This is a genomic window from Limnoraphis robusta CS-951 (assembly GCF_000972705.2).
In genome coordinates, this window is the sequence record NZ_LATL02000256.1 from 1 (window position 1) to 15135 (window position 15135).

The 15135-nt window shown below is 43.2% G+C and carries 15 protein-coding genes; 9 read left to right on the plus strand and 6 right to left on the minus strand.

The window, feature by feature from the left end:
• The 3 genes from WN50_RS21835 to WN50_RS21845 form a co-directional block, all read right to left on the minus strand.
• Positions 1 to 268, minus strand: a 268-nt coding sequence (locus WN50_RS21835) for an RRXRR domain-containing protein (protein WP_049560702.1), incomplete at its 3' end; no start/stop codon positions are given.
• 565 nt (positions 269 to 833) lie between these two features.
• Complete coding sequence (locus tag WN50_RS21840; RefSeq protein WP_046279023.1) at positions 834 to 1271, minus strand: DUF4079 domain-containing protein; 438 nt, start codon at positions 1269 to 1271, stop codon at positions 834 to 836.
• Positions 1272 to 1592: 321 nt separating this feature from the next.
• The gene (locus WN50_RS21845; protein ID WP_046279024.1) at positions 1593 to 2624 is read right to left on the minus strand and encodes a C39 family peptidase; all 1032 of its coding nucleotides are present in this window, start codon (positions 2622 to 2624) and stop codon (positions 1593 to 1595) included.
• Between the two features lie 618 nt (positions 2625 to 3242).
• Here WN50_RS21845 and thrS point away from each other — a divergent pair.
• The 3 genes from thrS (at position 3243) to WN50_RS21860 (ending at position 5891) form a co-directional block, all read left to right on the plus strand.
• Positions 3243 to 5069 carry a threonine--tRNA ligase gene (gene thrS, locus WN50_RS21850; RefSeq protein WP_046279025.1) on the plus strand — a complete coding sequence of 609 codons (1827 nt, stop codon included), beginning with the start codon at positions 3243 to 3245 and terminating at the stop codon, positions 5067 to 5069.
• Between the two features lie 361 nt (positions 5070 to 5430).
• Entirely contained in the window at positions 5431 to 5619 is a 189-nt protein-coding gene (locus WN50_RS21855) for a hypothetical protein (protein WP_046279026.1), read from the plus strand.
• Positions 5604 to 5891, plus strand: coding sequence for a type II toxin-antitoxin system RelE/ParE family toxin (locus tag WN50_RS21860; RefSeq protein WP_046279027.1), 288 nt, complete (start codon positions 5604 to 5606; stop codon positions 5889 to 5891). Before WN50_RS21855 ends, WN50_RS21860 begins: the two co-directional genes overlap by 16 nt.
• A gap of 121 nt (positions 5892 to 6012) precedes the next feature.
• On the opposite strand, the gene tnpA is transcribed toward WN50_RS21860, so the two are convergent.
• On the minus strand, positions 6013 to 6432 hold the full coding sequence (tnpA, locus tag WN50_RS21865; RefSeq protein WP_046279028.1) for an IS200/IS605 family transposase: 420 nt from the start codon (positions 6430 to 6432) through the stop codon (positions 6013 to 6015).
• 614 nt (positions 6433 to 7046) lie between these two features.
• Here tnpA and WN50_RS37780 point away from each other — a divergent pair.
• Positions 7047 to 7511 (plus strand): nuclease/transposase family protein (locus tag WN50_RS37780; protein ID WP_483425972.1); only part of this gene is annotated, 465 nt, incomplete at its 3' end.
• A gap of 96 nt (positions 7512 to 7607) precedes the next feature.
• Entirely contained in the window at positions 7608 to 8159 is a 552-nt protein-coding gene (locus WN50_RS31510) for a transposase (protein ID WP_200906338.1), read from the plus strand.
• 86 nt (positions 8160 to 8245) lie between these two features.
• Here WN50_RS31510 and WN50_RS21875 read toward each other — a convergent pair whose 3' ends face one another.
• The gene (locus WN50_RS21875; protein ID WP_046279029.1) at positions 8246 to 10612 is read right to left on the minus strand and encodes a PhoX family protein; all 2367 of its coding nucleotides are present in this window, start codon (positions 10610 to 10612) and stop codon (positions 8246 to 8248) included.
• A 344-nt stretch (positions 10613 to 10956) separates the two neighbouring features.
• On the minus strand, positions 10957 to 11133 hold the full coding sequence (locus WN50_RS34800; RefSeq protein WP_160315422.1) for a hypothetical protein: 177 nt from the start codon (positions 11131 to 11133) through the stop codon (positions 10957 to 10959).
• 1099 nt (positions 11134 to 12232) lie between these two features.
• On the opposite strand from WN50_RS34800, the gene WN50_RS21890 reads away from it, so the two are divergent.
• The 4 genes from WN50_RS21890 to WN50_RS21920 all read left to right on the plus strand — a co-directional run.
• Positions 12233 to 12442, plus strand: coding sequence for a DUF433 domain-containing protein (locus WN50_RS21890; RefSeq protein WP_046281634.1), 210 nt, complete (start codon positions 12233 to 12235; stop codon positions 12440 to 12442).
• A gap of 263 nt (positions 12443 to 12705) precedes the next feature.
• A partial coding sequence (locus WN50_RS37785) for a Fic family protein (RefSeq protein WP_049560725.1) occupies positions 12706 to 13457 on the plus strand: 752 nt, incomplete at its 3' end.
• Between the two features lie 4 nt (positions 13458 to 13461).
• On the plus strand, positions 13462 to 13910 hold a 449-nt coding region (locus WN50_RS37790), incomplete at its 3' end, for a Fic family protein (protein WP_160315424.1).
• Positions 13911 to 14877: 967 nt separating this feature from the next.
• Positions 14878 to 15135: BrnT family toxin (locus WN50_RS21920; RefSeq protein ID WP_049560720.1), on the plus strand; the 258-nt coding region annotated here is incomplete at its 3' end.

The following is a 15135-nucleotide window of genomic DNA, read 5'->3' on the forward strand; positions in this document are numbered from 1 at the left end:
TTTGTTGACTCCGATGGGTCAACTCGGCTCCCCAGATAACATTTTCTTCACTTACCAAAGCGAGTCCTGTTACTTTTGAACCTGGATCAGTCTTAAGGGTTAAAGGTTTGATTTCTACATTTTCTACTTTTTCCTTAAGAATGATAGTGAAAGGATAGCGACGAAGTATAGCCGCTTTTTTCTGACTTAATAACAATCTTGCTTGAGCCGGATGAATCGGATTATAGGGTTGTTTATCACTATCGACAACGAAAACATAATTTGACATAAATAACTCCAATTTCTTGGGTAATGTTTGCCTTGACAATGTTATCTGAGCTTGTTAGGCCTAACTCACTGACTTAACCCGATTAAATCTGTTTAAAGTTAGACGACAGAGCTAAAAACTGGCACGCATTCTTAGGTGTCTTGACCCAAATAACGGAGTTCTCTAAGAACTTAGTCTGGTCACGTTTGGACTNACTTAACCCGATTAAATCTGTTTAAAGTTAGACGACAGAGCTAAAAACTGGCACGCATTCTTAGGTGTCTTGACCCAAATAACGGAGTTCTCTAAGAACTTAGTCTGGTCACGTTTGGACTCTTTCAAGCCCCCGTTATACCGCTTTCGCGGTTAACGGCGGGTTCGTGACAACAACTGTCTGACTCAAGCAGATCGATACGGATTAATGGCTGCTATCTTGGATGAAACCCTCAGTGAAGATGAGCGAGAATCTGTTGATCGTTTACTGAGAGCTGTTGTGAGAGGACGAATTCACGTTGTAGATGAATTGTCGGCTCTCAGTTAAGTCATAATACGATTATGAGGTAGAGTTCTATCTAGGAACTCTATCTCAAGGCAAGTATTTCTGCACAACAGTCCAACCTGTTAGAGAAACGACGGCAAAGGCAAATAATAGCACGATATTGGTACTAATATGAAGCGATCGCGCCCAAGGTCGTGAAGGATGAATTTGAGTTGAACTCCAAGCTGAAAGCAAGACTAAACTAACAACTGTTAGTCCCGCAGGCAAGTGGGCTGAATGACCGAGATTCCCATAATAACCGATGGTGCCAATCAAACCAATTGCCAACAGGAGTAAGACTAATCCGACCATTGTAGCGCCAATCAGGTAATGAGCCGTTCGTAAACCCTGAGGGCGAGGCTGTTTCACATTACGAGTATAAAACATCCAACTACCTGTGACGGCGAGCATCAGGTAAGCAAACAGCGAAAATCCCATTGACCAAGCGGCTATCTTCCACAGCCACAGAAAAGACGGAAGGTTCATCAGAAGTTCCTAATTGGGGCTTCAGTGATGTAGGTGTTGCGTTATACAACCCATCAATGATCACTAGGGCGATGACTACAAAGATAGCATTGCAGGTGTACCCAACTGCGGGTTTAGAGAAAAATTTGGCGAGATTAGGAGTAATAGCAGTCTGAGGGTGAACGTTTTCTGAGATCGGGTATGTTGAAGTTGTGAACATAAAAAATTAAACCACTCTACTTGATCACTAGAATGGCTTATATTTTCATTAAGTGCGTTAAATTTAGATAAAAAATCAATGAGAAAATTTTTACTTGATTTGAATTCAGTTTAATTCTTGTATTATTTTGAAATAAAATGAACCCAAAAATCCCCATCAGCCATACAAGTTCGCCGGATTAGACCGTAAGAATAGCGTAAATAAGCGCCACTTAAATCGGTTCTATATCCACTGGAAAACCATTCTCCATAGGGATCGTGAACAATTAATCCCGAGTCATCATAACCCACCACAGGCATGATATGACCAAAGGCGGTAAAATATCCGTGAATCACGCAGGGTTTTCCCTCGGCTAACCAGTCTTTTAAATCATCCATATCTCCTTTTTCTGTAAAATAATCTTTACAGCCATAATCTCTAACAATTTTTGCCAGATCATAGGGACTCCAACGACTATATCCTCTTTGGATCGCATATTCATACAGTTCATCTTCAAACTGTCCGTAACTTTTACGACGAGGCCTATTATAGTAGGCTAAACACATCGCCATTGACGTCACGTTACAAGCGCCTGTCGGATTAAAGAAATTATCCGTTTGAGGTTTGTAGGGAAAGCTATCTAATCGCACTTTTTTCGGTCTAATTTTGGGATAAATGAGTTTACTTCCTTCATAGATTTCAGCGTGTTTTTCAAAGATGTACCAAATCGATTGCTCTTGAAAAGATTGACCTCGAAATGCAACTCGGACATGACCTCGAACGGGTTCAAAAGCAATCAGAGAAAAAGACAGTTCTGCTTTCATTCCCTGTCTTTCAGATTCACTGAGTTCGCTAGATTGAACAGGTCTAAGTTTTAAGATGGTTTCCTGAGTAATTTTGAGAACCAGTGCAGGATTAGGTAATTCTTCGGGTTTGGTTGTGATTAACATTTGAGCGGTATTAGTCGCTAAATATCCCGGTTCCCCACACTCCATCAAGGTTTGAAATCGATGTAAAGCTGCGGTTGATAATGAACCAAATTTCCCATCAACAGGGGGGTCAAGCAAACCTAAGTTAACAAGGAGCGTCTGAATCTGACGAGTTAACTCCTCATCTGCGGCGATCGCTTTGATATCATAACGGTGATCTGTTCCTACGATATCCTGTAGTTTCATATGGGATGGAAATATCTTGAGAGTGGTTTGCTTTCTCGGTTATTATATCCTTGAAGTTAGGCTTTAGCGTTATCAATTTTTTGAGGATTCTAGAAGGCTGTAATCTTCAATTCTCAACTGGAGTTTAGACCAAAGCTTGAATAATAAGTCAATATCCCAAGTAGATCAAAGCTGAAATCCGAGAAAATTTCAATAAAAATTTCAGTTATTGTTTCAATTTCTTCGCTTTCTTTTGACTTTCAAACTTTCCACTACTCTTTTTGACAATGGGATACCTCGGTTTCTTGTTTCTTTTTTGACCTTTTAGCCAACCGGGGGATTTTCCGCTCTTGTTTGGGTAAACAGGTAGGTGTACCAATCTCTAGTCAACCACCCCACGCACAAGGCTGAGGGGGCTTGTAACTAGGCAAGATGACTGCCCGAAACATATGGCGCATTGACTGACGCCTGCTCCTGGGTCCCATTCTGGGTAGAAGAGTGATTGAGATGCGCGATCGCATTGAAAGAGTTAGTTAGCAAGGGTTATAAGATTGACAATCCAACTGTTCACTGTAGAATGGTAGGATAGAAGAAAATTGTGCCGACAAACAATTTGTAAACAATACTGTTAAGTCATCGATGCCTCCCGTAGAGTCGAACGCTTCTCCAGAACAGCCCGAGAAAATCTACCTGCCGAAAACGAGCGAATCCGAAACTCTCAAAAAGATTCGCCACACAACCTCTCATGTCATGGCGATGGCGGTTCAGAAGCTCTTTCCAAAGGCTCAGGTAACGATTGGCCCTTGGATTGAAAATGGCTTCTACTACGATTTTGACAGCCCAGAGCCATTTACCGAAAAAGATCTCAAAGCCATTCAAAAAGAAATGGCTTCGATTATCAAGCGCAAATTACCTGTAGTCCGCGAAGAAGTGACTCGGGAAGAAGCCAAACGTCGGATCGAGGCCTTGGGTGAACCCTACAAATTAGAGATTTTAGAAGGTTTAGAAGATCCCATTACCCTTTATCACCTGGGCGATCAATGGTGGGATTTGTGTGCAGGCCCCCACGTTGAAAATACAGCCGATATTAACCCCAAAGCGATTGAACTCGAAAGTTTAGCAGGCGCTTACTGGCGAGGCGATGAAACCAAAGCCCAACTTCAGCGTATTTATGGTACGGCTTGGGAAACCCCCGAACAGTTAGCTGAATATAAACGCCGCAAGGAAGAAGCCCTAAAACGGGATCACCGTAAACTCGGTAAAGAGTTAGGACTATTTATTTTTGCGGATGTTGTTGGGCCAGGTCTACCGTTGTGGACTCCCAAGGGAACTGTCCTGCGAAGCACTTTAGAAGATTTCCTGAAAAAAGAACAACTCAAACGGGGCTATTTACCTGTTGTTACGCCCCATATTGCCAGAATTGATCTGTTTAAAACATCAGGACATTGGCAACAATATCGTGAAGATATGTTTCCGATGATGGCAGAAGATGAAGAAGCGGCGAAACTCGAACAGGGATTTGTTCTCAAACCGATGAACTGTCCGTTTCACATCCAAATTTATAAGAGTGAATTACGTTCTTATCGAGAACTTCCCATCCGACTGGCGGAATTTGGAACCGTCTACCGTTATGAACAGTCGGGAGAACTGGGCGGTTTAACGAGGGTTCGTGGGTTTACCGTTGATGATTCTCATTTATTTGTGACTCCCGAACAGCTTGATAGCGAGTTCTTGAATGTTGTTGATTTAATTTTGTCCGTTTTTGGCAAATTAAAACTGAGTAACTTTAAAGCACGACTGAGTTTCCGTGATCCAGAATCTGATAAATATATTGGGTCTGATGAGGTTTGGAATACCGCAGAATCAGCTATTCAACGAGCCGTTGAAACCCTAGAAATGGATCATTTTCTCGGAATCGGAGAAGCAGCTTTTTATGGGCCAAAACTGGACTTTATCTTTCAAGATGTTTTAGACCGAGAATGGCAACTCGGAACGGTACAGGTAGATTATAATTTACCCGAACGCTTTGATCTAGAATATGTTGCTGAAGATGGCACTCGCAAACGTCCCGTAATGATTCACCGAGCGCCCTTTGGTTCCCTCGAACGGTTGATCGGGATTTTGATCGAACAATATGCGGGAGATTTTCCTTTGTGGTTAGCACCCGAACAAATTCGCTTGTTAGCGGTGAGTGATGAGTTTTTACCCTATACTCAAGACGTGGTGCAGAAAATGCGATCGCTTGACATTCGCGCCTCAGTCGATAGTAGCCGCGAACGGTTAGGCAAACAAATTCGCAACGCTGAAAAGGACAAAATCCCAGTCATGGCGGTTGTGGGAGCCAAAGAGGTTGAGGCGAATAGTCTCAGTATTCGGACTCGTGTCTCTGGTGAATTGGGGACGCTGCCAGTGGATGAAGTCTGCGAACGGATGCAAAAAGCGATCGCTAATTTTGAAGACTTTTAAAGTGTAGGTAAAATCGCTAGCGAATGCTGACCAATGCGAATAAATTTGATATCATCGATTTGCAGATGGTATTAGCTAGTCGTGGTTATTCCCTTCTCCGGCAGAAAGGGTTTCACAAACAGATAGCTTGACCTTTGAAAAATCTTTGAGACTAGACTGTTTCTTTGATCTCGAGTGCAATGCGATGTAGATGTAGGGGACATCAAATTTCCCTCAACTCAAACTTTGTTAGGTAATATTACAATTTTTTCTGATATCCTATCGAGGGAACATAGTGTTTATCGGATAATATTGTGCATTGAATGAAGCTAGGGGGATCGGGTATAATGGACTTAGACAAATTCAACTAAAACAAATTTATATGAGTCCCACCAAAAAGGAAATTGAGTCTTTGTTGAAAAATTTACCCGATGATTGTTCCCTCGAAGATGTCCAATATCACCTGTATGTGATTGAAAAATTTCGACATGGACTTGCTGTTTTGGATACAGCTCGAAAACTAACACAAGATGAAGCAGAAGGTTTACTGAGTAAATGGATTATCAAGTAGTTTGGTCGCCAAAAGCCTTAGATGATATTGATGCAATTGCTGCTTATATTGCCAGAGATTCTGTCTCCTATGCAGCCGCAGTGGTGCAACGGATCATTGAGGTAACTCGCAAATTGAGTGACTGTGCCTTATCGGGTAACGTCGTTCAAGAGTTTGGTGATGAAACTATTCGAGAACAGTTTGCATATACCTATCGAATTTTATATCGAGTTAAGGATGAGACTGTGACGGTTGTAGCCGTCGTTCACGGAAAACGATTATTGAAGTTATAGTTACAGCCCAAAAAATCCCTCTCATTTCTCTCTGGAAGCGAGAGGGTTTTCTCATTCTTGAACCTTAAGTGAGGCGCACTCCCCCACCTCGGAATAGGTGGGGGAGTGCCGAACACCCGAATTAATCGTCTTTACCCTGAGACTGGATATAGGACTTAATGACATCTAGCGAAGCGCCACCGCCAGAAACAGCACAATAGCCACGTTTCCAAAAAACGGGTTTCCAATAGTAAAGTTTCAGTTCAGTGGCGTAACGTTTTCTGATCTCCCGACTGGTAACAGTTTTCATCGTATTAGCCAGTTTCGATACAGAGACATCAGGCGCAAAGTCTATCAATAAATGAATGTGATCCTTCATCTCTAAATCCGCTTTTGCTTCAACCAAGTAAGAGCGGTTCTTTTCGCAGATACTTCTGCACAGTTGGATAATATCCGCCTCTATCTGTTCAGTTAGCACTGGATGGCGATACTTTGTGACAAACACCATGTGAATCTGAATGCTACAAAAACTATGAGCAAAAGCTCTTAGGCTTCTTGCCATTGGTTTACTTCATGTACTACACTATAAACACTATGGCACACAAAGCAGCACCCAAAACTATCAGAACCGATAAATGGCGCATTGTACCGAACAGTGGGCAAAGACAGTATTTGCTCAACACTGTGCAGGAATACCGCCGTTTATGCCGATTTTTGGTAACGGTGATCTGTACCCACTGGATTGATTTGGGGAGCCTGGGCAGCGATGAACTCGTTCCTGCCGTCGAAAGATTGGTGCATAGAACCGCAAAAAATCCAAGCCCGAAATACCCTCAAATCAACCGAGCGTTTCACAAGTTCCCTAGCTATTTGCGCCGCGCTGCAATTATGTTTGCAGCAGGTCAAGTGAGTAGCTACATNGTCGAAAGATTGGTGCATAGAACCGCAAAAAATCCAAGCCCGAAATACCCTCAAATCAACCGAGCGTTTCACAAGTTCCCTAGCTATTTGCGCCGCGCTGCAATTATGTTTGCAGCAGGTCAAGTGAGTAGCTACATGACTCGATACTGGGATTGGCAGTCAGGGTCTAGTCGGAATCGCAGAGACGCAAAACCGCCGATCCTTAATTCTGATACAGGCTGTTACCCCGCCCTGTACAAAGGGCAATGCTTCAAGTTGCACGGATTTAAAAAAGTCGAAATCAAAGTATTTACTGGATCTGACTGGATTTGGATCACTATGCCTATCGCTTCGTTGCGTGAACGGCATAAGATTCCGACCAACCAAATTAAATCCCCCTCACTCATCGTTAATGATAAATCGTGCCATTTGTCGGTTCCGTTTGAGTGCCACCCTGAGAAGGTGAAGGGATCTGGTGTGGTTGTGGCGATTGATTTGGGAATCAATACAACTGCTACTGTTTCAGTAGTAAGCCGTGACGGTACTGTAATCCATCGTGAGTTCATTCACCCTGGAAGAGACATAGACCGTCGCGATAAGCGTCTGAAATCAGTCTCTCAGAGAGCTAAGAAGACGATGGGAAAAGGCGGAAAGCTAGGTTCGGGATTCTGCAAAAACACCTATCGCAAGTGTCGCAACATCAATCAGCAGATTGGGCATATCGTTTCCAAACGCATTACTNGTACTGTAATCCATCGTGAGTTCATTCACCCTGGAAGAGACATAGACCGTCGCGATAAGCGTCTGAAATCAGTCTCTCAGAGAGCTAAGAAGACGATGGGAAAAGGCGGAAAGCTAGGTTCGGGATTCTGCAAAAACACCTATCGCAAGTGTCGCAACATCAATCAGCAGATTGGGCATATCGTTTCCAAACGCATTACTCTGATTGCTCAGAAGTACAGTGCCGACGCAATTGTATTTGAGGATCTCAAGGGGTGGAAGCCGAAGGGCGGAAAGAAGCGATCCAACCTGAAACAGCGATTTCATGGTTGGCTCAAAAGCTTGATTGTCGAACTGACCCAACGCAAGTGGACGGAATTGGGCGGCAAAACTATTGCCGTAATTGCTGCTTATACCTCAAGGCTTGCTTACGACGGGTCAGGACGGATAAAACGCGACGAGAAAAATTACGCTTTAGCAACATTCTCTAGTGGAAAGCGGTACAACTGCGACTTAAACGGGTCATACAATATCGCCGCTAGAGGTTGGCTTAAGCTCGTTAGCCGAAAGGACTACGAGAAGCGTCCCAGTAAAAATTCTGGACGCTTGCCTGGAAGCTGGGCTTGTCTCTGTGATTTGTGGGCTGTTGGTAGCCCCAGATTAGCATAGACACCCCCACCTCTAAAAAGGTGGGGTGAGCTTCATTTAAACTTGAGCCTGAAAAACCGGGTTTCTCCGAGAAACCCGGTTTTTAGTTAGATAAACGCGCCGCCTCCTCTACGACGAACCCCAATCACAGACGGACGAGGAGGGCCGTTCGGATCGCCTTCAACATTACTCGGCCAGTTGCTACCACGCGGTACCAAACGTTCTTGATTAAACAGCGTTCCGTCTAAACTCAACATCGGGATAGAACGACTGAGTTTAACGCCATCACCAATGGGGACATCTTCACCGGGATGCTGAACAGACAGAAGCAAAGTTTCATCCTGTCCAGCAGCATTTCTAATAAAGTAAGGCCCCGTCATTTCACAACGGGGTGGGCCGTAGGCAAAGGGAACAATCATACCTGCCATTTGCCCGCTCATCGGGATGTAGAACAGCCAGTTATTGCCAAATACACCCGTTAAATTCCCTGATGCTCCGGTGGTCGTATGATCAATTTCTCGCGCCTCTGGACTTGCTCCGGTTGTGAAACCGTTGTGGTTGCTCGTAGACATATCCGTTACACCCCAGATATTTCCCTTGCTGTCAAACTCTAGGTTGTCAACATTGGCATAGCCTGCCCCTCCTAACGCTCCACCTTCGCCTCCTTTAACCAGGCTACTCCAGGTAAATCTCAAAGCGGCTGGATCATTATTGGCTTCAGCGATTTTGATCAAATCCCCCGAAGTTTGAGGTGCGGTGATATCTGGGGTGTATTTACTGACTGTAAAAATCCGAGAGTCGGGATAACCATCGCTACCCGGTTCTGAGTCAGTGTAAGCGACGAAGATTTCTCCCGTCATGGGACTCACTTCTAAGTCCTCTGGACGAGCGCTGGGAGTTCCCCCAATTAAGTTGGCTGCGGCGAAGGCATCGCTGAGAACAGCCCCTTGAGAAGTGTAGAAATCGGCTAAAGTCTTACCTCGATAACCCGGTATTGCAGTCGCTTCGTTAGTCAAATCAACGACGAGAGTACCCCCATCTTCCGTTTCTCCCGCAATTCCTGCCCGCCTGGGTAAGCGAACTCGACCATCGCGTTGGGCTTCACCGAGAAACTGCAACTCAACGGATGCAATTTCACTCGGAACGTTAGGATTGGTGGGAGTTTGCAGCGTTAGAGGAATCCATTCTCCCGTACCATCTGCGTTGAACTTAGCAACATAGAGGGTTCCGAGTTCAAACAAAGAACTATTAACCGCAGCAGTGGGTGATTCTACCACGCCTGCACTGACAAATTTCCAAGTATGTCCGCCTCGACGGTCATCTCCCATATATCCAACCAAGGGACGACCGGGTTCAACCCGAAATCCAATATTTTCATGGCGGAAACGACCTAAGTAGGAGTGTTTACGGGGACGGAAGTTCGGATCGCTGGGGGCTACTTCCACCATCCAGCCGTATTTTTCACCCACCAAGCCAAATTCAGCCCCAACTGTACCGTCGATGTATCCGGTTTGTGTGCCGTTCGGCAGAACTCCTTCCTGCACCCCAACAAAAAATTCTTCAGAACCCTGGAAGTTTTCTTCTGCGGTAAGAATGGTTCCCCAAGGGGTTGTACCGCCTGAGCAGTTGTAAGCCGTACCAATAATCCGATTTCCTAAACCATCAGAACTCAAGGGGAAAACTTCTGTTGCGGCAGGCCCAGTTCCAATTAAGTAATTGCTGTCTCCTTGGCGATTTCCCCAAGAGGTGACGCTTTGATAACCGTCGCTACGTTCGGCGTTAATTCCTAAACCCGAAAGTCCATGAATGCGTCGGTTAAACGAATTACCCGATTCTACCGCAAAGCGACCATCTGCGCCTTTTCTGATAAAGAGAATTGAGCCGCCCAGGTTGTAGAGAAATTCTCCTAAAGTGGCTCGGTTGCGAGTCGATAAGTCTAAACCGAGTACCGTAGGAGCCGTTGATCCGAATGCAGCTAAGGCTGGGTCAGTCTCTGGTGCAACAGGTGAGATCGGATAGGAAACATATTCGTGGTTCACCCACAGGAAGCCTTCAGAAAAGTCGCTGCTAGTGGGGATAAAGCTGGTGTAGTCGCAGTTGTAACCAAAGTAGTCATTGGAACTTGGGAAAACGCGATCGCCCCAACGCACAATGACATAATACTCATACTCTGGCGGAACAACGACATTATCAAAGACTTCGTAAAACGGTAAGTTGAGATCTTGTCCGGGTGAGAGCATTCCCATTCCAGTGGGAAGAACACCACCATTTCCGGCTGTCGGAACCGCACTGGGCATTAAAGTGTAGGCTTCTAGGGGATGAGGAAGCTTTACCGGGGTAAAAGCAACGGTTTGAGCCTGAGCAATACTGCTGTTTCTAGCAAACAAGCTGGACTCTATTTTAGGGGCGAGTGTCGCTGCTGCTGCACTACTACCAAAGAAAATTAAGAATTGCCGACGACTGTATTTAGACATTGAAGTTTAACTCTTTTTTCTCTACGTTTGCTGTAGAGAGGGTAGATGACCGTTCTCCTCTCTTACGGTTAGCTGAAATGAATCAAAAAAACTTATACTCTCCGGAACTGATTCCCCAAGATTTGAAAGATATACATAGAGAGATATCGCTTTATGAATTGCTTGGTTGGGTGTCTCAGATGATAAGCGTTGCTAAGTTGTGATTGATTCACTCAACTAACACGTCAGCCTTTAGTAGTTTATTCCTAGATCTTTAAAATCCGTTAATAAAAACATTAACTAAGAAGTAATTAAATTTAGGTTAATTTTCGGTTAATTTGTCTCAAAAATTCCCTTCTCATGTTTTAATCATCTCGGAACCCTGGATCATCTTCTCTTGCTCTACGACGTGGGCTTGAACGAGGTTCAAGTCGAATAACATTAGGAGATTCAGGACTGGGTTGAGTTTGTGGAGAATTGCTCTGAGTCGGTTGAGCGGTTGTCTGAGTGGGTTGAGTTTTCGGCAATCTTTTAAATACCATCCCAGAAATTAACATTCACTTGACTTTCTAGTTTTCAAAGGTTGCAGTCATTCTATACCCAACTGGAGTTTGGTCATTGNTTTTCGGCGGGATTTTGGGGAACAGGAGAAGCTGACGGTTGAGAACGAGGCGGTTGAGCGGTTGGCTGAGGTGGGGTTCTCCCTGGGGAAACAGAACGTGAGGTGGACTGAGTGGGAGTATTATTTCTATAACCGAGTAGAGACTGTGATGGGGGAAAATATCTGGTCCACTCGGAAACATCGCTGTTTGCTTGCCATTGACTTCGAGTGACTCGAGTTCTTAAAATAGGAACAGTTTGACCACCTCGTTCACCGAGAATCATAATTGTAATTGCTTCAAGGGTTGAGTTTTCTTTAAAGGCTTGTTCGATAGATTGTTTGGCTAATGTTTCTGCTTTTTGAACTAACACATTGTAGGAAGGAGTGTTAGCATCAATGGTGAGATGACGTTCATTAACTTCCGCAACAGCAATAGAACTCCAAAGCCAGAAGCTACTCAGGGTGAGGATAGTAATCTTTGATAAATGATTGAAAACCCACATGGAAATACTAAAATTTTACAAAGTCAAGCAGAATAAGCATAGCAACTCTACTTTAAATTTGTGTTAAACTTGGGTTAAGTTAAGGGTGTATCTGGTAACGGATGAGTTGATTGTTAGTTTTCTGGGTTGATTCTTCGGAAACGGATGGGTTGACTCGATGGAAGCAATGAGCGGAATTTGTTGAACGACGATTATCAGATATTAAACCTCCCTTGAGTTGAAAACGACCAACTGTAGTTACAATAAGGCAAGTGTAACGGTTGTTTGGTGGTGATGGAGTTTGAATAGGATGAAGCAAATGAAGTAGAGGGCAAGCGATTAATTAAGCGACTCACCCTAATTGCAGATAATGGACAAATTGTTAAAGTCTTTTATCCCGTTTTCCCACCCGACAAAAACGCACAAGAAGTCATGGAATGGCTCGTGCAGAATACTGTCTAAAGCAGAATGGAAACACATCAATAACAACAAGCTTAGTTAGTGTTGTGTTTGAAGATCGGCTAAAATCAGAGTAATTCCTACTACCCGATAACTGACATGGCAACCGCAGCGCGTGTTATTCAGAGTGACCCTGATATCTTAGGTGGAACTCCTGTTTTTGTTGGAACTCGTGTACCCATGAAAACTTTGCTTGATTATCTCCAAGCAGGTGATTCACTCGATGAATTTTTAGATCATTTTCCCAGTGTTAAGCGCTCTCAAGCGATCGCAGCCCTTAAATTAGCAAAGGAAATGCTGACAGTTTGACGACCTTTGAAAAACAAGATGTTACAATATCCGAAATACCTTTGCCAACAAAAATTTATGCTGTGGCAACCCATAGAAGATTTACCTTCAACCTGGAAANCCAAGCAGGTGATTCACTCGATGAATTTTTAGATCATTTTCCCAGTGTTAAGCGCTCTCAAGCGATCGCAGCCCTTAAATTAGCAAAGGAAATGCTGACAGTTTGACGACCTTTGAAAAACAAGATGTTACAATATCCGAAATACCTTTGCCAACAAAAATTTATGCTGTGGCAACCCATAGAAGATTTACCTTCAACCTGGAAAAATCTAGCAAGTTCTGAGTTGCCACCTCTTGTAACGGTGTGGAACGAGCAAGCAGATCGTCTACGTCAATCTGGAGAGTTCCAAGCTTTCAGTGAGAAACTGCGTAGAGAAATAGCAATTGAAACTGGAATCATTGAGCGTTTATATACAATAGATCGCGGTATTACTCGTTTGTTAATTGAACAGGGAATTAACGAGGCATTAATTCCTCATGGAGCAACAGATCGTCCAGTTAAACAGGTGGTTTCCCTTATTAAAGATCAAGAGTCTGCAATTGAAGGTCTATTTGACTTTGTAGGTGGACAAAGAACACTATCAACTTTCTATATCAAGCAGTTACATCAACTGTTAACTCAGAGTCAGGATAGTACAGAAGCTTTAGACTCACTGACAGGAAAGATATTTCCTGTTTCTTTAATACAAGGCGACTGGAAACGTCAACCTAATAATCCTCTGCGACCAGATGGTTCTGTTCACGAATATTGTCCTCCTGAACAGGTTGCATCTGAGATGGATAGACTAATTACATTACATCATCAACATCACGATCAAAAAGTTCCTCCTGAGATTGAAGCTGCATGGTTGCATCATCGATTTACTCAAATTCATCCCTTTCAAGATGGGAATGGTCGTGTTGCTCGGTGTTTAGCTAGTTTAGTATTTATCCAAGCCAGTTGGTTTCCTTTGGTTCTTACTCGTGATGATCGAGCNGAGATGGATAGACTAATTACATTACATCATCAACATCACGATCAAAAAGTTCCTCCTGAGATTGAAGCTGCATGGTTGCATCATCGATTTACTCAAATTCATCCCTTTCAAGATGGGAATGGTCGTGTTGCTCGGTGTTTAGCTAGTTTAGTATTTATCCAAGCCAGTTGGTTTCCTTTGGTTCTTACTCGTGATGATCGAGCAGTCTATATAGCCGCTTTGGAAGAAGCGGATCAAGGTAATCTATCGAGTCTGATTAATCTATTTGCTAAAAGTCAAAAGCAAGCTTTTTTAAGAAGTCTAGGGCTATCAGAACAAGTTTTATCAGAGGCGCGACGAACTCAAGTTATCATTTCTTCTATTGCTGAAAAAATAAAACAAAATCAGTCAGCATCTATTCAGGAAAGGTGCAAGAAAGCAGAAAGCTTCGCTTCAAGTTTGTTTGATATAGCNTATCGAGTCTGATTAATCTATTTGCTAAAAGTCAAAAGCAAGCTTTTTTAAGAAGTCTAGGGCTATCAGAACAAGTTTTATCAGAGGCGCGACGAACTCAAGTTATCATTTCTTCTATTGCTGAAAAAATAAAACAAAATCAGTCAGCATCTATTCAGGAAAGGTGCAAGAAAGCAGAAAGCTTCGCTTCAAGTTTGTTTGATATAGCTGTTAATCGTCTACAAGATATTGCTGATGAAATTAAGCTATCTGTTCAGAATTTTGTAGATGACGCACAAGTTTTTACAATTTCTGCCCCTGTTGGTGATCCTCACTCATATTACCATCGTTACCAAGTTGTCGAAACAGCTAAACAGTTGGGATACTTTGCCAATCTTCGGAACTATCACACTTGGATTCAATTAGTTATTGATGTAGAAAAATCTATTTTCGCTTTAATTTATCTCCNAAGCTATCTGTTCAGAATTTTGTAGATGACGCACAAGTTTTTACAATTTCTGCCCCTGTTGGTGATCCTCACTCATATTACCATCGTTACCAAGTTGTCGAAACAGCTAAACAGTTGGGATACTTTGCCAATCTTCGGAACTATCACACTTGGATTCAATTAGTTATTGATGTAGAAAAATCAACTACGCTGCTTCTTCTTTCGTTCCACGTTCTCGGGCATGAATACCGGGGACTACTTGTATGTACTGCCTGTGCTTATCACCGGGATGATTCTGAAGAAGGTGAGCGGAATATTAGTGAGATTCAGTCTTTAACAGATTCTCCGTTTCAGTTTTCTTATGCAGATGAAGAAGATAATTTGGTAGAACGTTTCAAGCAGTGGTTAGAAGACATAATAGTAACGGGTTTAGAGTATTGGAATAAAAGTATTTGATGGAGAGTTAGAAACAGTAGATAGGCAAAATATTAAAGAAGCCACTATAATTAACAGAAGGCAAGTGTAGCGGTTGTTTAGTGATGGAGTTTGAATGGGATGAAGCAAAACGCCTTGCCAATCTTCGCAAGCATGGAATTGATTTTATTGACGTTCTAGCAGTGTTTGATGGAGATACGGTAACGGTTGAAGATAATCGCTATAATTATGAAGAACAGCGTTTTGTGACACTGGGTTTGTTGCAAGGGCGCGTTATTGTTGTTGTCCATACAGAGCGTGAGAATTGTACCCGCATTATTTCTGCAAGAAAAGCGACAAAATATGAACAACGAGTCTACTTC